General features: G+C 69.3%; 18 protein-coding genes. 6 read left to right on the top strand and 12 right to left on the bottom strand.

Going from position 1 to position 24,707, the window contains the following annotated elements:
* A partial coding sequence (locus MU407_RS04115) for an IS30 family transposase (RefSeq protein ID WP_246955561.1) occupies positions 1-500 on the top strand: 500 nt, incomplete at its 5' end.
* Between the two features lie 454 nt (positions 501-954).
* A complete protein-coding gene (locus tag MU407_RS04110; protein ID WP_246955559.1) occupies positions 955-1,446 on the top strand; it encodes a PH domain-containing protein in 492 nt (163 codons plus the stop codon).
* A gap of 533 nt (positions 1,447-1,979) precedes the next feature.
* Here the strand turns inward: MU407_RS04110 and MU407_RS04105 are convergent.
* A complete protein-coding gene (locus MU407_RS04105; protein WP_102235222.1) occupies positions 1,980-2,300 on the bottom strand; it encodes a DUF4333 domain-containing protein in 321 nt (106 codons plus the stop codon).
* 146 nt (positions 2,301-2,446) lie between these two features.
* Between MU407_RS04105 and MU407_RS04100 the strand changes: the two genes are divergently transcribed.
* A complete protein-coding gene (locus MU407_RS04100) occupies positions 2,447-5,005 on the top strand; it encodes a DEAD/DEAH box helicase (RefSeq protein WP_246955557.1) in 2,559 nt (852 codons plus the stop codon).
* 16 nt (positions 5,006-5,021) lie between these two features.
* Here the strand turns inward: MU407_RS04100 and MU407_RS04095 are convergent, their stop codons facing one another.
* From MU407_RS04095 to MU407_RS04050, 10 genes are all read right to left on the bottom strand, one after another.
* A complete protein-coding gene (locus tag MU407_RS04095) occupies positions 5,022-6,002 on the bottom strand; it encodes an amidohydrolase (protein ID WP_246955555.1) in 981 nt (326 codons plus the stop codon).
* Positions 6,003-6,114: 112 nt separating this feature from the next.
* Positions 6,115-7,149: a trypsin-like peptidase domain-containing protein gene (locus tag MU407_RS04090; protein WP_233190611.1), complete on the bottom strand. Its 1,035-nt coding sequence runs from the start codon at positions 7,147-7,149 to the stop codon at positions 6,115-6,117.
* A 179-nt stretch (positions 7,150-7,328) separates the two neighbouring features.
* Positions 7,329-8,987: a citramalate synthase gene (gene cimA, locus MU407_RS04085; protein ID WP_246955553.1), complete on the bottom strand. Its 1,659-nt coding sequence runs from the start codon at positions 8,985-8,987 to the stop codon at positions 7,329-7,331.
* 7 nt (positions 8,988-8,994) lie between these two features.
* Positions 8,995-10,086 (bottom strand): branched-chain amino acid aminotransferase, encoded by a 1,092-nt coding sequence (locus tag MU407_RS04080; protein WP_102235219.1) that lies wholly within the window; start codon positions 10,084-10,086, stop codon positions 8,995-8,997.
* A 63-nt stretch (positions 10,087-10,149) separates the two neighbouring features.
* A complete protein-coding gene (locus tag MU407_RS04075; RefSeq protein WP_246955551.1) occupies positions 10,150-11,229 on the bottom strand; it encodes a 3-isopropylmalate dehydrogenase in 1,080 nt (359 codons plus the stop codon).
* A gap of 41 nt (positions 11,230-11,270) precedes the next feature.
* Positions 11,271-12,875: a phosphoglycerate dehydrogenase gene (gene serA / locus MU407_RS04070; RefSeq protein WP_102235217.1), complete on the bottom strand. Its 1,605-nt coding sequence runs from the start codon at positions 12,873-12,875 to the stop codon at positions 11,271-11,273.
* A gap of 96 nt (positions 12,876-12,971) precedes the next feature.
* Positions 12,972-14,288, bottom strand: coding sequence for a hypothetical protein (locus MU407_RS04065; protein ID WP_246955549.1), 1,317 nt, complete (start codon positions 14,286-14,288; stop codon positions 12,972-12,974).
* A 142-nt stretch (positions 14,289-14,430) separates the two neighbouring features.
* Entirely contained in the window at positions 14,431-15,462 is a 1,032-nt protein-coding gene (ilvC, locus tag MU407_RS04060) for a ketol-acid reductoisomerase (RefSeq protein ID WP_102235215.1), read from the bottom strand.
* 94 nt (positions 15,463-15,556) lie between these two features.
* Positions 15,557-16,072 (bottom strand): acetolactate synthase small subunit, encoded by a 516-nt coding sequence (gene ilvN / locus MU407_RS04055; RefSeq protein WP_102235280.1) that lies wholly within the window; start codon positions 16,070-16,072, stop codon positions 15,557-15,559.
* Between the two features lie 70 nt (positions 16,073-16,142).
* On the bottom strand, positions 16,143-17,900 hold the full coding sequence (locus MU407_RS04050) for an acetolactate synthase large subunit (protein ID WP_102235214.1): 1,758 nt from the start codon (positions 17,898-17,900) through the stop codon (positions 16,143-16,145).
* A gap of 385 nt (positions 17,901-18,285) precedes the next feature.
* Between MU407_RS04050 and nirB the strand changes: the two genes are divergently transcribed.
* The 3 genes from nirB to cobA are packed head-to-tail and all read left to right on the top strand — an operon-like array spanning position 18,286 to position 23,032.
* Positions 18,286-20,955 carry a nitrite reductase large subunit NirB gene (nirB, locus tag MU407_RS04045; protein WP_246955547.1) on the top strand — a complete coding sequence of 890 codons (2,670 nt, stop codon included), beginning with the start codon at positions 18,286-18,288 and terminating at the stop codon, positions 20,953-20,955.
* 35 nt (positions 20,956-20,990) lie between these two features.
* Positions 20,991-21,404, top strand: coding sequence for a nitrite reductase (NAD(P)H) small subunit (locus tag MU407_RS04040; protein ID WP_246955544.1), 414 nt, complete (start codon positions 20,991-20,993; stop codon positions 21,402-21,404).
* Positions 21,404-23,032, top strand: a complete 1,629-nt coding sequence (gene cobA, locus MU407_RS04035; RefSeq protein WP_246955542.1) for a uroporphyrinogen-III C-methyltransferase — start codon at positions 21,404-21,406, stop codon at positions 23,030-23,032. Before MU407_RS04040 ends, cobA begins: the two co-directional genes overlap by 1 nt.
* A gap of 47 nt (positions 23,033-23,079) precedes the next feature.
* Here the strand turns inward: cobA and MU407_RS04030 are convergent, their stop codons facing one another.
* Entirely contained in the window at positions 23,080-24,651 is a 1,572-nt protein-coding gene (locus tag MU407_RS04030) for an alanine/glycine:cation symporter family protein (RefSeq protein ID WP_246955565.1), read from the bottom strand.
* Positions 24,652-24,707: the final 56 nt, after the last annotated feature.

The raw sequence follows: 24,707 nt of genomic DNA, 5'->3' as shown, positions 1-24,707 counted from the left end.
ACGCCGCCCAGCGTCGGGTGCCGGGGCACTGGGAGGGTGACCTGATTATCGGGAAGAACGGCACCTCGTGCGCGGCGACGCTGGTGGAGCGGATGAGCGGGTTCACCGGGCTGCTGGCCCTGCCCTCGAAACACGCCGAGCCAACCGCTGACGCGGTCATCGAGTTTTTCAACGACCTGCCCGAGATGATGAAGGCATCGTTGGCGTGGGACCAGGGCAGTGAGATGGCCCAGCACGCGAAGGTCTCCCTGGCCACGGCGATGCCGGTCTACTTCGCCGATCCCCACTCGCCCTGGCAGAGGCCCAGCAACGAGAACACGAACCGGCTCTACCGGGAGTATCTGCCCAAGGGCACGGTGATCCCCGATCACCAGCCCTACCTCACCAGTATCGCCGAGGAGATCAACAATCGACCCCGCCGCCGACTGGGCTATCTCACGCCCACCGAGGCATTCGCCCGACTACTCGCCGGCGAGCCCCATGTTGCTTCGACGCCTTGACATCGCCCAGTCGCTCGGCAGCCTCATGTAGTCTCTGGCGCAGATCACCTTCCCACGTGGCACGGAAATCGTCGGCATCAGGGCCGAGCCACGCAACGGTGCTGACCGTGGAGCTGAGCCGCATGGCCAGATCTTCGATCTGCTTCGCGCCCGCACCCGTGAGCTCCGCCTGCTGCTGCAGCTGCTCCGTATCCGCACCCCAGAAGGCCATGCCTCTTCCTCTCAATCTCGCCTGCCGTGCCAATCGCAGCCGTCTTCGTACCTGAAGAGTAGATGGAGATAAACGTCCAGGCGATGGGGAGTACTCCCCATATGAGGCCTCCGGCCAAGCCCGCGCGATCACGGTTAAGCTTCTCCAGCCAGGCATGACAGAGCATTCCCCGGGGAGACAGACCAGATGGCTTCAGAGGCACCGCACGGCCGGGTACTACACCACGTCGGCTTCTCTACTCCCGTGCGCACACTGCAGATCGGTGGGACAGCCCTATTCGCACTGCTCGCTGCCGTGCTGATACCTGTGCTGTCCGTGATGTGGATTCGTGCCGCCAGCTCCGCTGCCAGTGTCGCCATCGCAATCGTGCTGGCCCTGGTGGCACTCGCAGTAACGTTGCTTCTGGTCATCCATGTACTGCGTGCAGCGCGAGCTGCACTGATCATCACGACGAGAGGCGTGAGGATTCGCGGGCTCCTCCGCACCGTCTGGATCCCTTGGGAGTCGGTGGCTCGCATCGAGAGCTCGGGGCACTTCTACTGGCGCCGCGCTACGTGCGTGGTGACCACAGATCATCGCCAGCTACTCGCCGTCGGCACGGCGGATCAGTACCAGATACTCCGCGGAGAAGGCCGGGATCTCGCCGCACAGGATCCCACCGCGCCCCTTCTGCCCACGCGACTCGCCATCGGCGCCCACCGCCGTTTCCTCGCCGGCGAGTTCCGGGAGCACTGAGTCCCGCAGCGCCGCACAGAGTCTCCGCGCGGTGCTGCATGACCAGCCCGTCAGCAGACATCCTGGACAGGTGTGCGCACAGTAGCGCAGCACCGGGGATGTGAACGACCACGAGGGGCGGAAATGGGCAGCAGTTCAGCAGAACGGCGCGGGGGCCGGAGCTGGTGCGCCTGGTCGCGATCATCGCTGTTCCGCCTCTGCTTCTGATTCCGCTGATCGTCGTGATGATGTGGCGGGTCAGCACCATGGCGGTCACCATCCGGCGTGACGGCGCGCCGCATGGAAGCGCCACCGCGCTGTGCCAGCGGTCCTGGGAACAGCACCGCGCGGGAGGTTGTCGATGAGCGGGCAGCTGCCGTACAGCCTGCACTTCAGCTCAGGGAACGCGCTGCTTCCTCCCCCGCGGCTGCGGTGCTGCGTGATGCGATGTGGCGCGCACAGGCCGGGGAGTTACAGGGGCACTGACCTTCCTCAGCAGCATCAAGCACCAGGCCGCCCACCGGGTCACGCGGTCAGGTCGCCTCAACGGTGGGTCAGTTCACCTCGTCGGCGACCTCGACGTCGTAGCTGACCTCGCCGTCCTCAACACCCGTGACGGTGACCATGACGTCGATGCTCTCCCCGCCGGCGCTCAGCACGCAGGTCATCTCGGCGCCTTCCTCAGCCGGGAAACCATCAGGGCAGTCGACGTCATCGGGCGCGACTCCCACCTGCTCGGTGAGCGGGTCCGTGATCCGCTGCTCCACGTCCTCCTCTGGAACCGGTGCACCACCCAGAGAGCAGCCCGCGACGGACAGGACAGTGACGCCGGTGAGCGCGAGACTGGCGGTGGTGCGTCGGACACGACGAAGCATGGTTCCTCCTCGGTGGGTGAGCACCGTGACCGTCACGCGCCACGCCTGATCACTCACGGCGCCCCCGCGTCTATCGGGGCGATGGGGGCACCTCCCGATGCTCGCGAGCGCGGTCGGCCACCACCCCACCTGGCACACTGGTGTCCATGCCCCATCTGCTGCCGTTTTTGCCCGATGCCACTGCGAGCGACGGACAGGACGCGATCGTCGAGGGGTTCATCGCCGCGCAGGCGGAGATCGGCCGCACCCTCTATCCCCATCAGGAGGAGGCGCTGCTGGCCATCGCCGCCGGTGACCACGTCATCGCCGCAACCCCCACCGGTTCGGGCAAGACCACGATCGCGTACTCCGCGCTGTTCGCCGCCATGGCCCGTGGGGAGCGTGCCTACTACACCGCGCCGATCAAAGCGCTCGTGAGCGAGAAGTTCTTCGACCTCGTCGCCCAGTTCGGCGCGGACAAGGTCGGCATGATGACCGGGGACAGCTCGGTCAACCACGACGCCCCGATCATCGTGTGCACCGCGGAGATCCTCGCCAACCATGCGCTGCGTGACGGTCCCACCTCCGATGTGGGCCTGGCGGTGATGGACGAGTTCCACTACTACGGCGATCCGCAGCGTGGCTGGGCCTGGCAGGTGCCGCTGATCGAGCTGCCGCGCTGCCAGTTCGTGCTCATGAGCGCAACCCTCGGTGACGTCACCTCCCTGGTCACCGATCTTGAGCAGCGCACCGGCCGGGAGGTGAGCGTCATCGCCGACGCCCCGCGCCCCGTGCCGCTCGACTTCCGCTGGTCCACCGAAGCCCTCGAGGACACCATCACCGGCATTCTCGAGGGCCGCGACGCCCCGGTGTACATCGTGCACTTCACGCAGAAGGACGCGCTTGAGCAGGCGCAAGCCCTGCAGGGACGCAAGATCCTCACCCGCGAGCAGAAGGAGCAGGTCCGCGAGATCATCGGGGACTTCCGCTTCTCCAAGGGGTTCGGGCAGATCCTCTCGCGTCTGGTGCGCGAGGGCATCGGGGTGCATCACGCCGGGATGCTGCCCAAGTACCGGCGTCTGGTGGAGAAGCTCGCCCAGTCCGGGCTGCTGAAGCTCATCTGCGGCACCGACACCCTGGGGGTGGGCATCAACGTGCCGATCCGGACGGTGCTGCTGACGGGCCTGACGAAATTCGACGGCCGACGCTCACGCCTGCTGAACGCCCGCGAGTTCCACCAGATCGCCGGGCGCGCCGGTCGGGCGGGCTTCGACACCATCGGCCATGTGGTGGTGCAGGCCCCGCCGTGGACCGTCGAGTTCGAGAAGCAGCTGGCCAAGCAGAAGGCCCGCGAAGAGGCCGGACGCACCCCCAACAACGCTAAGAAGCGCAAGAAGGAGCCGAAGCCGCGCGTGCCCGACGGCGCAGTGTCCTGGTCCGAGCAGAACCTCACCAAGCTCGTGGAGAACCCGCCCGAGCAGCTGCGGCCCCATCTGCAGATCACCCCGTCGATGGTGCTCGCGCTCATCAGCCGGCCCGGGGATGCGATCGCCGCCGGGCGCCATCTGATCTTCACCAGCCACCAGACCCGCACCCAACAGTTCACGCTCGCCCGGCGGGGCCTGGAGATCCTGCGGGGCCTGCGGGACGCCGAGATCGTGCAGGTGCTGCCTGAGCCCGACCATCTGGGGCGTCGCCTGGCGCTGGTGGAGGATCTGCAGCTGGATTTCACGATGAACCAGCCCCTCGCCCCCTTTGCGATCGCCATGCTCGACAGTCTGGACGAGGACTCCGAATCCCTCACCCTGGACACTGTCTCGATCATCGAGGCGATTCTCGAGGATCCCCGGCAGATTCTGCTCGCGCAGCAGAACGCCGCCAAGGGCGAGCTCCTCGCGGAGCTGAAGGCCGACGGGGTGGAGTACACCGAGCGGATGGCGCTGTTGGACGAGGTCACCTGGCCCAAGCCTCTTGAGGAGGACCTCGAGGCGGCGCTCGAGATCTACGCCCGCACCCGCCCCTGGGTGCGGGCCGAGGACCTCTCCCCCAAGTCTGTGGTGCGTGAACTGCATGAGACCGGGCAGACCTTCAGCGAGTTCGTGCAGCGCTACGGGCTGCAGCGCAGCGAAGGGATCGTGCTGCGCTACCTCTCGGATGCCTACCAGGCGCTGCGGCGCACCATCCCGCAGGATCTGCGCACCGATGAGCTCGAGGATCTCATCGAGTGGCTGGGCGTGCTGGTGCGCGGCATCGACTCCTCCCTGCTGGATGAGTGGGAGGCCCTCACCCATCCGGAGGATGGGGAGCCCGATGCCGCCGCCGAGCTGCGCTCCACCTCGGTGCGCTCCCTGTCCGGGCAGGCGAAGGTGCTGCGCACCATGGTGCGTGCGGCGATGTGGCAGCGTGTGGAGCATTTCGCCTTCGAGCGCGAGGAGCGTCTGGCGCAGCTCGACGGTGCCTCCGGCTGGGACCGGGACCGCTGGGCGTCGGCGATGGACGACTATTACGACACCTACGATCACGTGGGCATCGACGGCCCCGCCCGTTCGCCGCAGCTGCTGCAGATCACCGAGGAGTCGAAGGTCTGGCGGATCCGTCAGGTGCTCGATGATCCCGATCATCACCGCGACTGGGCGATCGAGGCGGAGCTGGATCTCGAGGCCACCGATGAGGCCGGTGAACCGGTCCTCGCCATCACGCACGTGGGCGATATCGCGGATCGCTGAGCCCTGCTGCGGGCGCCTAGCGTTGCTCCTCCCCCAGCCAGGCGTTTGCGGCCACGAGCAGGGCGGCGGCGCCACGGTCCAGGGTGGGCTGGAGGTCCGGCGCGAACTGCGGGGAATGGTTGCCGGGGGCGGGCTGCTCGGCGAACCCGCCGAGTCCCCAGTAGGTGTAGGGCACGCCGAGGGCATCGGGGACGACGGAGAAGTCCTCCGAGGCGGGTACCGGGTCCATGGTGACCGTGTCGCTGCCGAAGTGCTCTTCGAACGCGGCCCGCACGCGGGCGGTCGCCTCTTCATCGTTGGTGGTCAGCGGGTACACGTCGAAGATCTCGACCTCGGGTTCGCGCGGGCAGCGGGCGGCCGCGCATTCGGCGCGCACGATCCGCTCGATGGCGCTCGTGAGCGCATCGGCGACTTCGGCGCTGTAGGCGCGGGTGTTCAGCTGCAGCTCGGCGGTCTCGGGGATGATGTTGGACTTGGTCCCGGCGTGGAAGGAGCCGACGGTCAGCACCGCCGTCTCGTGCGGGGCGATCTCGCGGGCCACGACGGACTGCAGCCGGGTGATGATCGCGGATCCCAGCACGATCGGATCCACGCTGAGGTCCGGCATCGCGCCGTGGGATCCGCGCCCGTGCAGGGTGATCCGCATCGAGCAGGCCTGGGAGAACGCGGGCCCGGGGCGGGTTCCCACATGGCCGACGGGGATGGTGCCGAGCACATGCTGTCCCAGATACACCTCCGGGGTGGGGATCACCTCGGCGATGCCGTGCTCGACCATGTCACGGGCCCCGGCCGCGATCTCCTCGGCGGGTTGGAAGACGCCGACCACGGTGCCTTGCCAGGCATCGCGGCAGCTGGCCAGGGCCTCGAGCGCCCCCAGCAGCGCGACGATGTGGACGTCATGGCCGCAGGAGTGCGCCACCGGAGTCTCCTCACCGGTGCGCTCATCGATGACGGTCACGCCCGCGGCCGAATACTCCTTGTCGGACTGCTCGGCCATGGGCAACGCGACGGGCGCCGCCCCCCCCGGGAGGGAGCGACGCCCGTCGCCGCTGCGTCGTGGATCAGACGGCTTTGATCAGACGGTGTGCCCGATCAGACGGCCTTGCAGATCAGGCGTTGGCCGCGGTCTCGTAGACCTCCTGCGCCACATCACCCAGGTAGGGGCCGTACATGACGTTCGGCTGCATGGTGTAGCCGAAGGAGTTCACGGAGATCTGCAGCCCATCGGGGCCATCGCCGATGAACCAGGGGCCGCCGGAGGAGCCGCCGGTCATATCGCAGTCGATCGCCTGGTCATCGGTGTCGCCGATGGTGTCATCGAAGCCCGTGCCCTGGCACTGCTCGAGCGACTCTCCGTCGAAGGGGCTCCCGGCCGGGTAGCCGTAGGAGGTGATCAGCGAACCGCGCTGGGTGTTGAACTCGATGCCGGAGGCGCCGACAGCCTCGGTCAGGGTGCCCATGCCGTCCTCCGGGGCGACCACGGCGAAGGCGACGTCGTAGTTCATGTCCTCACCGGAGACCCACTGCTGGGGGGCGTACAGCTCGGTGGCGGTCCACAGGCCGTGCGGGGTCTCGCCATGGTCGTAGCCGGGGGCGAAGGCCCAGTTGCTGGCCCAGGTGCCGGCCTCATTGGTGCAGTGCCCGGCGGTGGAGACGGTGTTGCCGTTCGTGGAGGCCACGGAGTTGCCGGAGCACACGTAGTCCTGGCCGTTCACGGTGAAGAACACCTTGCCGATGTGGTCGGTGTCGCCGGTGGCGATGGGGTCATCCTCGCCGGGCCAGCCATCCTCATTCTTCAGGTCCTTCCCGTTGCCGCCCTGAGCCTTCGGCGAGGCCTGGGCGCCCGGGATCGTGGTGGTGGCGGAGGTCTCCACGGCACCATCAGCCGGAGCTGCATCGGCCACCAGCTCATCGGCGGGGATGGCAGCCTCCATCCGCTCGGGGGTCCAGTACGCCTCAGTGTCCTCCTGCGCGGACTGGCTGAAGCTCGTGGTCTCGAGGTCGTCACCGCCGCCGTCGGCAGTGGCGAGTCCCGCTCCACCGATGCTGAGCATCGCGGCGACGGCAAGGCCGCCCGAGGCACGACCGAGACGGGCCATGAGGCGGCTGCGGGTGGGAGAGGTGACGTGATCGTCGCTGAGCACGGCTGGGGATCCTTCCGTGATGGGGGAAATGGTGCGGCCGATTGGCCGTGCGGCAACGCTAAAAGGGGTGTCCCACATCACGCCATGAGCAGGAGGTGCCGAATTCAGGCCCACTCCCCCGCAGGTCGGAGCAATGCTGGCTTTTCGGACCGGCACGAACGTGCCAGGGCGAGGGCGGCTCAGACTCCGGACTTATGCAGCCCGTAGGTGTAGGCGTCGTAGATCGCCTCCCAGGACGCTTCGATGACATTGGGGCCGACGCCGACGGTCTGGAACTCAAGTCCGCGCCCGGCAGTGCGCACGAGCACCCGGGTGGTCGCGTCGGTGCCGTGCTGGGAGTCGAGGATGCGGACCTTGAAGTCCTGCAGCTCGAAGTCGTCGACCTCCGGGTGGGCCTGCCGCAGCGCGCCGCGCAGGGCGAGGTCCAGGGCGTGCACGGGGCCGTTGCCCTCGGCGATCGCGACCTGCCGGGCGCTTGGCAGCACGGTGCCGTCACGATCCTGAGGCACGAGCTTCACCGTCGCCTCGGTCTCCAGTTGACCGTCGCGGCCCAGCTGGCTGGTGGCCCGCCAGGATTCCACGCGAGAGTAGCTGGGCACCTGGCCCAGCTCGTCCAGCAGCAGCAGCTCGAAGGATGCGTCGGCCGCCTCATAGGAGTAGCCGACGGCCTCGCGCTGCTTGACGGTCGCGGCCAGACGGGTGAGCAGTTCCGGCTCGGCCTGCAGGTCGAAGCCCAGCTCCCGGCCCTTCAACTCGATGGAGGCGCGACCGGCCATGTCGGAGATGATCATGCGCATGTCATTGCCGACGACCCGCGGGTCGATGTGCTGGTACAGGTCCGGGTCCACGCGGATCGCGCTCGCGTGCAGCCCGGCCTTATGGGCGAAGGCGCTCGTGCCCGCGTACGGGGCGCGAGGATTCATCGGAAGGTTCACGATCTCGCCGATCGTCTGAGCGATGCGGGTCGAGTCGGCCAGGGTCTCCTCCGGCACGAGCGGCAGATCCATCTTGAGCTGCAGGTCCGCCATCAGGGTGATGAGGTTCGCGTTGCCGGTGCGCTCCCCGTAGCCGTTCACACAGCCCTGTACGTGGGTGATCCCGGCGTGCACGGCGGCGAGGGCGTTGGCGACCGCGCAGCCGGTGTCGTCGTGGGTGTGGGCGCCGAGCCGCGCCTGCCCCGCCCCAGCGGCGGTCAGGCGTGCGGTGAGGTCGGTGATGACCTCGGTGACCTGGTGCGGGAGCATCCCGCCATTGGTGTCGCACAGGACGAGGCCCGCGGCGCCCGCCTCGTGGGCGGCCAGCAGCACGCTGGTGGTGTAGTCGGCGTCGTGACGGTACCCGTCGAAGAAGTGCTCGGCGTCGACGAACACCTCGCGGCCTGCGGCCACCAGGTGGGCGACCGTGTCGCGGACCATGGCGAGGTTCTCCTCGCCGGTGGTGCGCAGGGCCTGGGTGACATGGCGCAGATCGGACTTCGCGACCAGCGTCACCGTCGGCGCCTGGGAGTCGAGCAGCGCGGCAACCTGCGGATCCTCGGTGACGGACACGCCGGCTTTGCGGGTTGCGCCGAAGGCGGCGAGCCGGGCGTGGGCGAGCTCGAGTTCCCCGGCGGCGGCGCGGGCGAAGAATTCGGTGTCCCGCGGGATCGCCCCGGGCCAGCCGCCTTCGATATAGGTCACGCCCAGCTCATCGAGCAGGCGTGCGACGGCGAGCTTGTCGGCGACCGAGAGCGTGAGGCCCTCCTGCTGGGAGCCATCGCGCAAGGTGGTGTCGTACAGGTGGAAGCCCTCGCGGGGAGCGACGGGCGTGGGCGTGACGGACGTGGGCATGCTGGTCATCGCGGCCTCACACCAGCTGGGTCAGCCAGCCATGCCGATCCGGGATGCGGCCGTACTGGATGTCGGTGAGCTCCTGCCGCAGGGCGAGAGTCATCTCCCCGGAGCCACCGTCGCCGATGGTCCAGGAGCCGTCGCGGGAGCGGAACTCGCCGATGGGGTTGATGACCGCGGCGGTGCCGCAGGCGAACATCTCGGTGATCGTCCCGGCGGCGATGCGGTCCAGCACATCGGACATGATCAGGCGCTCTTCGGCGACCTCGAGGCCGCGCTCAGCGGCCAGGCGCAGGATCGAGGCGCGGGTGACGCCCTCGAGGATCGAGCCGGTCAGCCGCGGCGTCAGCAGGCGGCCGTCATCGGTCAGGGCGAAGACGTTCATGCCGGAGAGCTCATCGATCGCGGTGTGGGTCTCGGAGTCCAGGAACAGGACCTCATCGGCCCCCTGCTCGCTAGCCTCCACCTTGCCCAGCAGGGAGGAGGCATAGTTGCCGCCGCACTTGGCGGCACCCGTACCGCCAGCGCCCGCGCGCGCGTACTCGTCGGTGATCCACACCACCAGCGGCTGCACACCGCGCGGGAAGTAGGGGCCGGCCGGGGATGCGATGACGTAATAGTCCACGCAGTGGGAGGCGCGCACCCCGAGGAACTCCTCGCTGGCGATCATGAAGGGCCGCAGGTACAGCGACTCCTCGCTCGTGGCCTCCGGCACCCAGGGCTCATCGGCCTGCACGACAGCGCGCAGGGAGGCGACGAACGCCTCGGTGGGCAGCTCGGGCAGGGCCAGGCGGCGGGCGGAGCGCCGCATCCGCTCGGCGTTGGCCCCCGGGCGGAAGGTCCACACGGACCCGTCGGCGTGGCGGAAGGCCTTGAGGCCCTCGAAGACCTCCTGCCCGTAGTGGAGGACGGCTGCGGCCGGGGACAGCTGGATCGGACCGAAGGGCACGAGGGCGGCATCGGCCCAGCCGCCCTCCTTCGTCCACCGGGCGTGGGCCATGAAGTCCGTGAAGTGGGTGCCGAAGCCGGGGGCGGCGAGGATGCGGGCACGCTCGTCGTCGGCGATGCGACGGGTGGTGGAGGTGGGGGTGAAGTCGAGCGTGCTCACAGTGGTCTCCTCGCTGCGTGGGGGTGGGGTCATTGTCTCGCAGATCCGGCGCGGATCCGTCGCTCAGCGCGCGGTGATGGCCTGGACCAGGGCATCGCCGATCGCGCGGGTTCCGCGGGAGGCGAGCTCGGGGTCGGTGCCGCGGGCGGCGAGGTCGTTCGCGACGGCGGCCCGGACGGCGGCAGCCGGTTCGACGTGCCCCAGGTGGTCGAGCATGAGCGCCACGGACAGCACGGTCGCGGTCGGGTCGGCGAGGTCCTGTCCGGCGATGTCCGGGGCCGAGCCGTGGACGGGCTCGAACATCGAGGGGAAGTCACCGGTGGGGTTGATGCCCCCGCTCGCAGCCAGGCCGATGCCACCGCCGATCGCCGCGGCGAGGTCGGTGAGGATATCGCCGAAGAGGTTGTCGGTGACGATGACGTCGAAACGGGAGGGGTCGGTGACCATGTAGATCGTCGCCGCATCCACGTGGGCGTAGTCCACGGTGACCTCCGGGTGCTCCTCGGCGACGCGGTCGACGATCCGCTGCCACAGGCGACCGGCGTGGACCAGCACATTGTGCTTGTGCACGAGGGTGAGGTGACCGCGACGGCGCTGGGCCTGCTCGAAGGCGTAGCGCACCACGCGCTCCACGCCCACGGCGGTGTTCAGAGAGACCTCGGTGGCGACCTCGAGGTCGGTGCCCTCGCGCAGGGTGCCGCCGTTGCCGACGTACGGCCCCTCGGTCCCTTCCCGCACCACGAGGAAATCCACCTCACCGGGCTCGGCGAGCGGGGAGGGCACCCCGGCGCTCAACACAGTGGGCCGCAGGTTCACGTAGTGCTCGAAGCCGAAGCGCAGCTTGAGCAGCAGGCCGCGCTCGAGCACCCCGGAGGGCACCCCGGGATCGCCCACGGCTCCCAGCAGGATCGCATCGTGCTCAGCCAGCTGGGCCATGTCCTGATCCGTGAGGGTCTCCCCGGTGCGGTGCCAGCGGCCGGCGCCGAGGTCCACCTCGGTGGTCTCGACCTGCACGCCGACGGGCTCGAGGGCCGCGCGCAGGGCACGCAGTCCCTGTGGGACGACCTCCTGGCCGATGCCGTCACCGGCGATGACGGCCAGGCGCAGGGTCGAGGTGGGGTTCTGTGAGGTGGAGGCAGTCATGGGTGTCCTTCGCAGCAGGGGTGGTCTCGCAGCAGGTGTGGTCAGTAGACGAGATCGACAGCGTGGATGGAGTGGGCGCCGATCTCCGCACCGATCTGCTCGGCGACCTCGCGCTCGACGCTCGAGTCGAGGTTCAGCACCACGAGCGCCTCGGAGCCGACGTGGTCGCCGGCGCGGGAGACCTGCATGCCAGCGATGTTGACATCGGCCTCGCCCAGCAGCGCGCCGTAGCGGCCGATCAGGCCGGGGCCGTCGTCGTAGCGGATCAGCAGCAGATGGTCGCTGAGCGGCACGTCCATGGCGTGCTCGCCGATCTGCACGATCTTCTGGGCCTGATCGACCCCGGAGAGGGTGCCGGCCACGTGGATGACCTCTCCGTTGCGCAGGGTGCCGCGCAACCCCACCACATTCCGGAAACGTTCGGCGGTCTCGTCGGTCACGAGCTGCACGGTGATGCCGCGCTCTTCGGCGAGGACCGGGGCGTTGACGTAGCTGACCTGTTCGGTGACCACGGAGCGGAACATGCCGCGCAGGGCGGAGAGCTTCAGGGCGGTCACGTCCCGGCTTGCGATCTCGCCGCGCACCTCGATGTCCAGCAGCTCGGGGGCCTCACCGGCGAGGGCGGTGAACAGCTGGCCGAGCCGGTCGGCGAGCGCCACGCCGGGGCGCACCAGGTCATCGATCGCCCCACCGGCGACGTTCACGGCATCGGGCACGAGCTCTCCGGCGAGCGCCAGCCGCACCGAGCGGGCCACGGCCACACCGGCTTTCTCCTGTGCCTCGGCGGTGGAGGCACCCAGATGCGGGGTGAGGGTGAGGTTCGGCAGCTCCAGCAGCTGTGCGGCAGTGGGGCTCTGGCTGGGGGGCTCGCTCGAATACACATCCAGGGCCGCCCCGGCGATCCGGCCGGTCGACAGCGCGTCGTAGAGGGCCTGTTCATCGATGAGCCCGCCGCGGGCGGCATTGACCAGGTGCAGGCCGGGCTTGGCGAGCGCCAGCTGCTCAGCGCCGATCATCCCGGTGGTCTCAGGGGTCTTCGGCATATGGACGGTGATGACGTCGGCGCTGCGCATGAGCTCGTCGAGCTCCACCACGCGGGCGCCGAGCTCGGCGGCGCGAGTGTGGTTGACGTAGGGGTCGTGGGCGAGCAGCTGCACGCCGAAGGGAGCGAGACGCTCGGCGACCAGCTGGCCAATGCGGCCGAAGCCCACGATGCCGACGGTCTTGCCCAGCAGTTCCACGCCGGTGAGCTGCTTGCGCTCCCACTTGCCGGCCTTGACGGAGGCATCGGCGCGGCCCAGGTTCCGCAGGGAGGCGAGGATCAGGGCGATCGCGAGCTCAGCAGCGGAGGTGATGTTGGAGGTGGGGGCGTTGATGACCATGACCCCGGCAGCGGTCGCGGCGGGGACGTCCACATTGTCGAGGCCCACGCCGGCGCGGGCGACGACCTTGAGGGACGGGGCCGCGGCGAGCAGCTCAGCATCCACCTGGGTGGCGGAGCGAATGAGGAGAGCGTCGGCCTGGGCGGCGGCCGCCAGCAGGGCGGGCCGGTCGGTGCCGTCCACGTGGCGGATCTCGACTCCCTCGCCGAGGGCTTCGAGGGTGGCGGGCGAGAGCTCCTCGGCGAGCAGCACGACGGGAGTCATAGGGGCGCCTTTCAGATCAGGGGTGGCAGCAGGCGGTCCGCCTGCCGCCATGGCCGCGCTCAGACTATCGCCGCGTCCGCCATGCGGGCACTTGGATCACGATGTAAGACGCAAGCCGCCGAGAATCTGCGGAGCGAGGGTCGCCGCCTCGTCCTCGGTGAGATCGGTGATGCGCAGCCAGTAGGTGTCCTCGGGGCCATGGATCGTGAACCACAGGCCGGTAGAGCCATCGTGCATAGTTTGCGCGGCGACGACCGCCAGCTCCGCACCGTCGACCTCACCGCGCACAGCATGCGTACCGTCTGAGAGTGGATAGGGCGAGGTCGCTCCGATCCGGTGATGCATGACGAAGTTCGAGGCGCCCTTCCCGCCGAAGTGCAGGGTGACCTCGACATCCTCCGGATCCCCCAGGTCTGCAGGCAAACGCATGGTCAGCTGATCCTTGGTGTGCTCGACCCAGTCGGAGGGCACCTCGCTCGCCGCCAGCACCGGGAGCACCAGCGGATCCTCGAGGACCGGCCCCACGGTGTACCCGATGCCGATGCCGAGGTAAAGCATGCTGCCGGGATCATCGATCCCGGCCATGAACGTGCTCGTGCGGTAGAGGATCCGCTCCTCCCCATCCAGGGTGACCGGGGTGGCTCCGAGCACCGTGGAGATATAGCGGTTCCCCTCGAACTGGGGGGAGTTACGGTCGACCACCATGCCGTGGGAGAGCACATGCATGCGCACCGCCTCCGGGTCGTACGGTGCCGGCTCGATGCCGAACAGCTCGGGGAGCCCCTGCTCGGGATCCGGGGAGGCGGAGACCGGCGAATTCTCGAAGAGCTGGTGGAAGTTGGCCGGGTCCACCACGTCGGCGAGGCCCAGGGGCTCGAGCACCGCGGGGGCGACCTCCTCGTACCGCCCGTTGTCCGCCTCGAACAGCAGAGGGGTATCCAGCAGGACCACGGCATTGGTCCGCAGGGCGTTCGAGGAAAAGCCGTTCAGGGTCTTCTCATCATCGACCTCGAGCGCCGCGGGATCCACCGCCCGCGGCGTGTCGGTGCGCATCGGGCTGTCCTCGGGGAAGCCGAGGCTCGTCCAGCTGCCGAAGCGGTCCTTGCGCTCAAGGGTCCCCGTCGTCGTGCCGTATCGCTCATCCGCGGCAACGAGGTCCACCTCGACGCTCTCGAGGTCCGCGATCGCCGCCCAGTCCACGAACGGATCCGCCGGCGTCGTTTCCTCGCCGCCGTCGCTGGGCTCGGGCTGGTCCTTCCCCCCACCGGACGGCACGGGGTCCTTCTCCCCGCCGAGGCCCGGTAGCAGCGAGCAGGCGCTTGCGGCGCTCACCACGCCGAGCGTCCCCAGACCCGCCAGGGCGGTGCGGCGCGTGGTCATCGTGCGTGCGGTGTCTCGTGCGCTGCGCATCATGCGGCGTCTCCCCCATCCCCGTGTGCTGTCGGCTCCACGCTGGAACCACCCGAGCACGATAGAGGACGGCGGGCCCTGGTGGGGACCCGCCGTCCATCCGGTCTGGGGCGCGCACCCTGCGGCGTGCGCGAGAGCGCTGCGCTCAGCGTGCGGCGCTGCCCTCGGTGTAATCGGAGTCCAGCTGCTCGGCGCTCCAGGAGAACATGGCGCGCAGGCCCTTGCCGACCTTCTCGATCTCGTGCCCGGCCTCCTGCTCGCGCAGCTGCGTGAACTCGGTGCGCCCGGCGTCCTGGTCCTCGATGAAGCGCTTTGCGAAGGTGCCGTCCTGGATGTCGGCGAGGATGCCCTGCATGGACTGCTTCACGTGGTCGTCGATCACGCGGGGACCAGAGACGTAGTCGCCGAACTCCGCGGTGTCGGAGATGGACCAGCGCTGCTTGGAGATGCCGCCCTCGACCATGAGGTCCACGATGAGCTTCATCTCGTGGAGGACCTCGAAGTAGGCGATCTCCGGCTGGTAGCCGGCGGCGGTGAGGGTCTCGAAGCCGGCCTGCACCAGGTGGCTCATGCCGCCGCACAGCACCGCCTGCTCGCCGAAGAGGTCGGTCTCGGTCTCCTCGGTGAAGGTCGTCTTGATGACCGCGGCGCGGGTGCCGCCGATGCCCTTGGCGTAGGACAGGGCCAGGTCCCAGGCACTGCCGGAGGCGTCCTGCTCCACGGCGACGATGTCCGGGATGCCGCGGCCGGCCACGAACTCGCGGCGCACGGTGTGGCCGGGAGCCTTGGGGGCGATGAGCAGCACGTCCACGCCGTCGGGGGCTTCGATGTAGCCGAAGCGGATGTTGAAGCCGTGGGCGAAGGCGAGCGCCTTGCCCTCACTCAGGTGCGGCTTGATCGACTCGGCGAAGACCTTCCGCTGGTCCTGGTCGGGGGTGAGGATCATGATGAGATCCGCCCACTGGGAGACCTCGGCGACGGTGCCGACGGTCAGGCCCTCATCCTGGGCCTTCTGCGTGGACTTCGAGCCCTCACGCAGGCCCACCCGGACCTCGACGCCGCTGTCGCGCAGGTTCAGCGCGTGGGCGTGGCCCTGCGAGCCGAAGCCGATGATCGCAACCTTTTTGGACTGGATGATCGAGAGGTCGGCGTCGTCGTCGTAAAAGATCTCTGCCACGGAGTGCTCCTTCGATGGTGTGGGGGCGACGGATCGATCCTACCGCCCATCGTCTTACGGTCTGAGAGGGGATCTCGCGATGTGATCGCGCGGGTCAGTGCAGCAGGGCACGGTCGGTCATGGCCCGGGCACCGCGGCCGATGGCCACCTCACCGGACTTCACGATTTCCCGGATGCCGAACTCCTCGAGCATGCCCAGCAGGGCGGTGAGCTTGTCCTGGGTGCCGGTGGCCTCGATGGTCACCGCGTCCGCGGCGGCATCGACCACCTTGGCGCGGAACATCTGCACGATCTCCAGCACCGAGGTACGGGTCGAGTTGTCGGCCGTGACCTTGATGAGGATCAGCTCGCGCTGCACCGTGGTGCGCGGATCGAACTGCACGATCTTCAGCACGTTCACAAGCTTGTTCAGCTGCTTGGTGATCTGCTCGAGCCGGTGCTGATCCACATCGACCACCACGGTGATGCGGGAGATCTCCGGATGCTCGGTGGGACCGACGGCCAGCGAGGAGATGTTGTAGCCGCGCCGGGAGAACAGGCCGGTGACGCGCGTGAGGGCGCCAGGCTTGTTCTCCACCAGCACCGACAGCGTCTGACTGCCGGGCCGCATGACGGTGTCCGTCGTGGAGGAGGCACGCGTGCTCGTCGAAGTGCTCGGGGCGTTGCCATGGATGCTCATCTCAGATCTCCCTCTCCCACTCGGGGCTCATGCCCTGCGCGATCTGGATCTCGTCATTGGAGACCCCGGCCGGCACCATGGGCCACACCATGGCGTCGGCGCTGACCTGGAAGTCCACGACCACGGGCCGGTCGTTGATCTCCATCGCCCGCTCGATGGTGGCGTCGATGTCCTCTTCCTGCTCGCAGCGCAACCCCGCGCAGCCGTAGGCCTCGGCGAGCTTCACGAAATCGGGCACGCGCCGCGAGTTGTGGCCGGTGTTCAGCTCGGTGTGCGAGTAGCGCTGGTCGTAGAACAGGTTCTGCCACTGGCGCACCATGCCCAGCGAAGAGTTGTTGATCAGCGCCACCTTGATCGGGATGTCATTGATGACGCAGGTCGCGAGCTCCTGGTTGGTCATCTGGAAGCAGCCGTCGCCGTCGATCGCCCACACGGTCCTCTCGGGCTGCCCCACCTTGGCGCCCATCGCCGCGGGGACCGAGTAGCCCATGGTGCCCAGACCCCCGGAGTTGATCCAGGTGCGCGGGTGCTCATAGCGCACGAACTGGCTGGACCACATCTGGTGCTGCCCCACCCCGGCCACGTACACCGACTCCGGCCCGGAGATCTCCGAGAGCCGGGAGATGACCTTCTGCGGGGCGGTGAAGCCATCAGCAGTCTCGGTCCAGCCCAGCGGGTAGGTGTCGCGCAGCATCGACAGCGTCCCCCACCAGGCCTCATAGTCCCGCGGGTCAGAGTCCTCCAGGCGGGCGCGCAGTTCCGCGGCCAGAGCGCGGGCCACATCGGCCGCCTGACCGACGATCGGGACGTCCGCGGCGACGTTCTTGGAGATCTCGGCGGCGTCGATATCGGCGTGGACGACGGTCGCATGCGGGGCGAAGGAGTCCAAGCGCCCGGTCACGCGGTCATCGAAACGGGCGCCGATGGCGATGATGAGATCCGCGCGCTGCAGGGCGGAGACCGCCGAGACGGTGCCGTGCATCCCCGGCATCCCCAGGTGCTGCGGGTGAGAGTCCGGCAGGGCGCCACGGGCCATGAGCGTGGTGACGAACGGGGCGCCGGAGAGGTCCACGAGCTCGCGCACCACCTCGGTGGCATTGCCGCGGATCACGCCGCCGCCCAGAAGGAACACGGGCCGCTTGGCCTGCAGCAGCAGGGAGGCCGCTTCGCGGATCTGCTTGCCATGGGGGCGGGGATCTGGCCGGTAGCCGGGCAGATCCATGCCCTCCGGCCAGGAGAAGTTCGTCATGGCCTGCTGGGCGTCCTTGGTGACGTCCACGAGCACCGCGCCGGGCCGACCGGTCGAGGCGATATGGAAGGCCTGCTTGATCACTCGCGGGATCTCGTCGGCGTCCTTGACCAGGAAGTTGTGCTTGGTCACGGGCATGGTCATGCCCACGATGTCCGCTTCCTGGAAGGCGTCGGTGCCGATGAAGGAGGAGCCCACCTGTCCGGTGATCGCCACCAGCGGGATGGAGTCCATCTGCGCATCCGCGATGGGGGTGATGAGGTTCGTGGCGCCCGGGCCGGAGGTGGCCAGGCACACGCCCACCTTGCCGGTGGCGTGCGCGTAGCCGCTTGCGGCGTGGCCGGCGCCCTGCTCATGGCGCACCAGCACGTGGCGCAGCTTCTTCGCGTCCAGCAGCGGGTCATAGGTGGGCAGGATCGCACCGCCGGGGAGGCCGAAGACGACCTCGGCCCCGGCGTGCTCGAGGGATTCGACCAACGCCTTGGCGCCGGTCATCTGCTCTGAGGTCATCGATGCTCCTGGGTCGTCTCGGTCGGTGGGCGGTGGGCCCGGGATTGTCGCGCCTTGCGCCGCACCCCGTCCGGGACATGGAAAAGCCCCTCCACCAGGGACTCGGGGAGGGGCGCGGCGACGTCTCGTCTCGACGAACGGGCGTCAGCCGCGCTCGGGGAGTACAAGAATCATCGTGTGCATGCGGTCACTCTAGGTCAGCCGATCCCCCACGATCCAGCCGTCCGCATGGCGAGATGCCGTTTCGTCACGAAGCTCGCCACGATGACGGCAGGCCTCGCCACGATGATGGTCGGCCTGGTCCGGACAGAGGTCCTGGCACCTCGCAGGCTCTCTGCGTACCGTATACACGACGTCACACGGCTCGTCGAGAGGTAGACCGCCCATGAGCACCCCTGGCCACTCCCCCCTCGCCCCCACCTCCGAGCATCGCCCGCTGGACGGGGCGCGCCTGCTCGTCATCGGCGGCGGCATGACCGGGCACCGCTTCGCCGCACGGCTGCAGTCGATGGATCCGGAGGGCACCTGGACGCTCACTGTGATCGGCGAGGAGCCGCAGCGCCCCTACGACCGCGTGCACCTGTCGAACTGGTTCGGCTCACGCAACGCTGATCTGCTGGCCCTGGACCCCACCGTCTGGGACGATGCGCGGATCACCCTGGTCACCGGGGACGCGGCCGAGAGCATCGACCGTGACGGCCAGAAGGTCACCACCGCCTCGGGCGCGGTGCACGAGTACGACCACCTGGTGCTCGCCACCGGCTCCTGGGCGTGGTCGCCGCGGGCGGAGGGCAAGGAGCTCGAGGGCATCTTCGACTACCGCACCGTGCAGGACGTCGAGGACCTCGCCGCCTGGGTCACCTCCCGCGGTGAGACCGTCGGTCGCCCGCTGAAGGGCGTGGTCGTCGGCGGCGGGGTGCTCGGGCTCGAGGCCGCCGCAGCGCTCAAGGGCATGGACGTGGACACCACCGTCGTGGAGTTCGCCGACCGCGTCATGGCCGTGCAGCTGGACCAGGGCGGCGGCGAGATGCTGCGCCTGCTCATCGAGGACCTCGGCATCCATGTGCGCACCGGCGTGGGCGCGACCGCCTTCACCCCCGCGGCCGACGGTGCGCTGGGCGCCGCGCACCTGTCCGATGACTCGCAGCTGGACGCCGATGTGGTCGTGTTCTCCACCGGCATCCGCCCGCGCGACAAGGTCGCCCGTGAGGCGGGCCTGGCCATCGGCGAGCGCGGCGGTGTCGTCGTCGGCGAGACCTGCCAGACCTCCGATCCCGCCATCTGGGCGATCGGCGAATGCGCCTCCTTCGACGGCGTGTGCGCAGGCCTGATCGCCCCCGGCAATGACATGGCCGACGTCGTCGTCGAGACGCTGCTGGGCCGCAAGCGCACCCACCAGCGCAAGGACGACGGCACCAAGCTCAAGGGCGTGGGCGTGGACGCCGCCGCCTTCGGTGACGTCAACGCCCTCTCCCCCGGCGCGCTCGAGGTCTCCTTCGTGGACCCCGTGCACCGCATGTACCGCAAGCTCGTCATGAGCGATGACGCCCAGGTGCTGCTGGGCGGCGTATTCGTCGGCGACATCGAGCTGTTCTCCCAGCTGCGCCCACTCGTGGGGCGCAAGCTCGGTGCTGACCCATCGGCCGTGATCGCCCCCGACGGCGGCGGTGACGCGATGGCTGGGGCGGAGCTGCCGGACGACGCGACCGTGTGCTCGTGCAACAACGTGGACGCCGGCACTGTGCGCCGGGCCGTCACCGAGCAGGGCTGCCACACCCTGGGCGCGGTCAAGGAATGCACCACGGCCGGCACCGTGTGCGGCTCCTGCGTGCCCACTCTGACGAAGCTGCTGAACCAGGAGCTGGCGAAGTCCGGCATCGAGGTCTCCCACGCCCTGTGCGAGCACTTCGACCACTCCCGCGCCGAGCTGTTCAAGCTCGTCGAGGCCGGCGGCGAGGACACCTTCAGCGATGTCATCGCCGCCCACGGCAACGGCGGGCGCGGCTGCGCGGTGTGCCGCCCCGTGGTCGCCTCGATCCTGTCCACCCTGGGCGCGATCACGGGCCGGCGCCACAACCCCGTCGGCCGCCAGCTGGGCGCCATCCAGGACACCAACGACTTCGTGATGGCGAACATCCAGAAGGACGGCACCTACTCGGTGATCCCCGCGATGCCCGCCGGTGAGGTCACCCCCGAGGGCCTGATGGTCATCGCCCAGGTGGCCAAGGACTACGGGCTGTACGTCAAGCTCAACGGCGCCCAGCGCATCGGCATGTTCGGCGCGCGCCTCGAGCAGCTGCCGGAGATCTGGGAGCGTCTGGTCGCCGCTGGATTCCAGTCCGGCCACGCATACGGCAAGTCGCTGCGCATGGTCAAGGCGTGCCTGGGCACCAATTGGTGCCGCTTCGGCGTGCAGGACTCCACCACCCTCGCCGTCGCGCTCGAGAAGCGCTACCGGGGTCTGCGCTCCCCGCACAAGCTGAAGATCTCCGTCTCCGGCTGCGCCCGCGAGTGCGCGGAGGCGCAGGCCAAGGACGTCGGTGTCATCGCCACCACGAAGGGCTGGAACCTGTACGTGGGCGGCAACGGCGGCATGAACCCCGCGCACGGCAAACTGCTGGTGGAGGATCTGGACGACGAGCGCCTGGTGCGCTGCATCGACCGCTTCCTCATGCTGTACGTGCGGGAGGCCGACAAGCTGCAGCGCACCGCCCGCTGGGTCGAGGAGTACGAGGGCGGCATCGAGGAGCTGCGCCGCGTGATCGTGGACGATTCGCTCGGGATCGGAGAGCAGCTCGAGGAGGCCATGCAGCGTCACGTGGACTCCTATGTCGATGAGTGGGCGGAGGCCGTGAACGACCCGGAGCGCCGCGCGAAGTTCGTCTCCTTCGTCAACGCCCCCGAGAAGTCGGATCCGAATCTGCGGTACGTCATCGAGCGTGGCCAGGCCCGCCCGGCGATGGAGGGCGAGACGGACACCTACCCCACCCCGCTCGCGGCCCGCGAGCACGCCATGGCCCATCCCGGCACGGCCGAGGCCGAGCTGGACATCTGAGCGGCGCGCGAGCGACGGACTGAAGGAGACCTGCGATGAGCACCGACACCACCGCCACGAGTGGCGAGACGATCGAGATCTGCGCCGTGCAGGCGCTGAGCGTGGAGCGCGGCGCCGCTGCCCTGCTGCCCGATGGGACGCAGATCGGCGTGTTCCTGCTGGACGACGGCTCCGTGCACGCCGTCCAGCAGTACGACCCGTACTCGGAGACGAACATCCTCTCCCGCGGCCTGGTGGGCACCCGCCGGATCACTGTCGAGGACGAGGCGCACGAAATCCCCACTCTCGCCTCCCCCATGTACAAGCAGACCTGGAACCTCGAGACCGGCGAGGTGCTCGATGCCGCGGGCGCTCAGAAGCACCCGATCCGCGTGTTCGACACCGAGGTCCGTGACGGCGTGATTCACGTGGCCACGGCTCCGCGCCCCCTGCCGGGCTCCGCCGCCTGATGCCGCGCCTGAACGCCGAGGCCCTCACCGATATCCGCCTAGAGCCCGGGTCCGTCGCCCTCATCGGCGGGGGGCCCGGGGCTTGGGATCTGCTCACCGTGCGCGGCCTTGCGCTGCTGCAGCAGGCCGATGTGGTGGTCGTCGACCGCCTGGGACCCGCGGGGATCACGGAGCTGCTCGAGCAGCACGTCGAGGTGATCGGCGTGGGCAAGGCCCCGGGGGCGCACTCCCTCTCCCAGGAGGGCATCGGAGAGCTGCTCGTGCAGAAGGCCCGTGCCGGGCACCGCGTGGTGCGCCTCAAGGGCGGGGACCCGTTCGTGCTGGGCCGCGGCGGCGAGGAGGTCATGGCCTGCCAGGCCGCGGACGTGCCCGTCCAGGTGGTGCCCGGGGTGACGTCCGCCATCGCAGGACCGGCCGCCGCGGGGATCCCGGTGACTCATCGCGGCACGGCGGTGGCGGTGCATGTGGTCAATGCCCACGGCGATCTGGGGCCCGCGGATCTCGCGGCCCTGCGCGATCCGGGAACCACGACCGTGCTCCTGATGGGCGTGGCATGGCTGCCGCGCCTGGTGGCACAGACACAGCTGAACGGCATCGACCCGGCGACCCCGGTGGCGGTGGTGCAGAACGCCACGTTGCCTGAGCAGCGTGAGGTGCGCGGCACGCTCGGCACTATCGTGCAGCGCGTCCAGGCCTCCGGCATCGGACATCCGGCGGTGATCGTGGTCGGCCGCACGGCCGTCAACGGGTTCCTCTCCCCTGCCGCGGCGGAGGAGGGCACCGCGGAGGGTGGGGAGCTGCAGGGTTCTGGACGGCAGGCCCTCGCCGCCGGAGATGACCGGGCCCTCAGCGAGGATGGCGCGACGGGGGCGGATGGCGCCACCGGGGCCGACGGGGTTCGCACCGCTGCAGGACTGCCGCCGGTGCTGATCGGCTGCGCACACGGCACCCGCTCCCGCGAGGGCCGCGACGTGGTCCGCGCGATGCTGCAGCGCGTCGCCGCGGCCCGTCCCGATGTGCCGGTGCGCGAGGCCTATGTGGATGTGCAGGAACCTGCGGTGGAGGACGCCGTGGCCCGCTGGGCCGGTCCGGATGCTGATCCACGCACTCGCGACGATGCGATGCCGCGCGCCGTGGTGGTGCCGCTGCTGTTATCCACGGGTTATCACGTGGGCTGCGACATTGCGGCGGCCGTCGCAGGTCAGGCGGCGTGCTCCACCGGGCCGCTGGGACCGGATCCGCGCTTGGCCCAGGTCATGGCCGAGCGGCTCACCGAGGCAGGGGCCCGCGAGGAGGACGCCGTGGTGATGGCGGCGGCCGGGACGCGGGATGCTGCGGGCCAGGACATGGCCCGGCAGATGGCGCAGCTGCTCGCTGCCGAGCTGGGCCGCGATGTGATCACCGCTTTCATCGCCGCAGCAGACCCGTCGGTCGTCGAGGCGGTGGCGTCTGCGCGGGCCGCGTCACCATCGGGTCGGGTGGCACTCGCGAGCTACCTGCTCTCCCCCGGACATTTCCAGTCCCGGCTCGAAAGCGCGGGGGCGGATGTGGTGGCGGCACCGCTGGGCGATCACCCGCTGATCACGCAGCTCGTGCTGGACCGCTACGACGCCGCTGTCGGCGCCTGAGCTCCCACCGCGCAGAAGCCCCGCGCCGCCCGGCCCGCGCCGCCTGCTCAGTGAGACCGGCGCCAGTCCGGATCCTCGTTGAGCCGACGGTGCAGGTCCGCCAGACGCTCCCGCTCCGCCTCTTCCTCGGCGCGTGCGGCTGCGACCTGCTCCTCGGTGGGGTCATGCGAGCCCATGCCCACCCGCAGATCCGGGTCCTCGATCACGGGGATCGCGCCGGTGTCAGTGCGGTAGCCGAAGCGCAGGATCTCCAGGCGCAGCACGCGCGCCAGGAAGTAGATGCCCAGCAGGTTCGGGATCGCCATGAGGAAGAAGGACGCATCGGCGAAGGCGATCACCGCATCCAGCGTCGCAGACGCACCCAGGATGGGGCCGATCACCCACACGATGCGGAACAGGTTCCGCACCCAGCCCTTGTCCCCCAGCAGGTACACGAGCGCCTGCTCGCCGTAGTAGGCGTAGGCGAGAACGGTGGAGAAGCCGAACATAGTCACGGCCACCGCCAGCAGGTACGGGAACCAGCTGGCGACGGTGCCGAAGGCGGCAGCGGTGATCGCCACGCCCTCGGCATTGTCGGTGGCACCGGCGGTGTGCGACCCGGTGACCACGATCGCGGTGGCGGTAAGCATGCAGACGACCACCGAGTCGATCAGCGGCTCCCACATGGCGGTGTACCCCTCGGTCGCGGGGTGCTTGGTCTTGGAGGCCGCATGGGCGAAGCCGGCGGTGCCCACACCAGCGGCGTTCGAGAACAGGGACCGCTGGATGCCGATGACGGCCACGCCGATGATGCCCCCGGCGACTCCCTGGCCGGTCACCATGCCGCTGACCATGGAGCCGAGCGCCGCGGGGACATCGGCGATGTTCACCAGGCACACGGCCAGGACCGACAGGAAGTACAGCAGCGCCATGGCGGGGGTGATGCGCGAGGTCCACGTGGCGATTGAGCGCACGCCGCCGAGGATCACGATGCCCACCAGTACGGCGATCACCAGGCCGATCACCCAGTTGTTGTCCTGCAGGAACGTGCTGCCCGAGGAGTCGGCGACGATCGCGGCGACCTGGTTGGACTGGAACAGGTCAGCGCCGTACACGCCCAGCAGCGTGAAGATCGCGTACAGCACGGCGAGCGCCGCGCCCAGACGGGGCCAGCCGACGTCCCGCAGGCCGTCGCGCAGGTAGTGCATGGGGCCGCCGATGACACGTCCGTCCTCGGTGACCTTGCGGTACTTCGAGCCCAGCGTCGCCTCGGCCATCTTCACGCTCATGCCGAGCACGCCGAAGATCGCGATCCACAGCGCTGCGCCGGGGCCGCCGACAGAGACCGCCACGGCCACGCCCGCGATGTTCCCCAGACCCACGGTGCCGGACAGCTCGGTGGCCAGGGCCTGAAAGCTTGAGACCTCACCGGGGTCGGTCTTGCGGGTGAAGCGGCCGCGGATCACGCCGATCGAGGTCTTGAATCCCGTGATGGGCTGGAAGCGCAGCCAGACGGTGAGGAACAGCGCCGCGGCCATCAGCCACAGGACGATCACGGGGACACCGCCGAAGATCGGCAGCTCGTAGAAGACGATGGCGGACAGGACATCGGCGACAGGACCGACGACGGATTCGATCATCTGGTCGATGGGCGGCACGCGGGGTTCCTTCCGGGGTCGGGATGGACGCGCCAGGC

The sequence above is a fragment of the Brachybacterium sp. Marseille-Q7125 genome, from assembly GCF_023062615.1.
In the GTDB taxonomy this organism is placed as follows: Bacteria; Actinomycetota; Actinomycetes; order Actinomycetales; family Dermabacteraceae; genus Brachybacterium.
The sequence above is the reverse complement of the archived record's forward strand: the minus strand, read 5'-3'. Positions and strand labels throughout refer to the sequence as shown.

What these genes read in the sequence shown, in the direction of transcription:
- MU407_RS04105 (WP_102235222.1), bottom strand. Translation starts at nt 2,300, where the DNA reads ATGCTTCGTCGTGTCCGACGCACCACCGCCAGTCTCGCGCTCACCGGC.
- MU407_RS04100 (WP_246955557.1), top strand. Translation starts at nt 2,447, where the DNA reads ATGCCCCATCTGCTGCCGTTTTTGCCCGATGCCACTGCGAGCGACGGA.
- MU407_RS04095 (WP_246955555.1), bottom strand. Translation starts at nt 6,002, where the DNA reads ATGGCCGAGCAGTCCGACAAGGAGTATTCGGCCGCGGGCGTGACCGTC.
- cimA (WP_246955553.1), bottom strand. Translation starts at nt 8,987, where the DNA reads ATGACCAGCATGCCCACGTCCGTCACGCCCACGCCCGTCGCTCCCCGC.
- MU407_RS04075 (WP_246955551.1), bottom strand. Translation starts at nt 11,229, where the DNA reads ATGACTGCCTCCACCTCACAGAACCCCACCTCGACCCTGCGCCTGGCC.
- serA (WP_102235217.1), bottom strand. Translation starts at nt 12,875, where the DNA reads ATGACTCCCGTCGTGCTGCTCGCCGAGGAGCTCTCGCCCGCCACCCTC.
- MU407_RS04065 (WP_246955549.1), bottom strand. Translation starts at nt 14,288, where the DNA reads ATGATGCGCAGCGCACGAGACACCGCACGCACGATGACCACGCGCCGC.
- ilvN (WP_102235280.1), bottom strand. Translation starts at nt 16,072, where the DNA reads ATGCGGCCCGGCAGTCAGACGCTGTCGGTGCTGGTGGAGAACAAGCCT.
- MU407_RS04050 (WP_102235214.1), bottom strand. Translation starts at nt 17,900, where the DNA reads ATGACCTCAGAGCAGATGACCGGCGCCAAGGCGTTGGTCGAATCCCTC.
- nirB (WP_246955547.1), top strand. Translation starts at nt 18,286, where the DNA reads ATGAGCACCCCTGGCCACTCCCCCCTCGCCCCCACCTCCGAGCATCGC.
- MU407_RS04040 (WP_246955544.1), top strand. Translation starts at nt 20,991, where the DNA reads ATGAGCACCGACACCACCGCCACGAGTGGCGAGACGATCGAGATCTGC.
- cobA (WP_246955542.1), top strand. Translation starts at nt 21,404, where the DNA reads ATGCCGCGCCTGAACGCCGAGGCCCTCACCGATATCCGCCTAGAGCCC.
- MU407_RS04030 (WP_246955565.1), bottom strand. Translation starts at nt 24,651, where the DNA reads ATGATCGAATCCGTCGTCGGTCCTGTCGCCGATGTCCTGTCCGCCATC.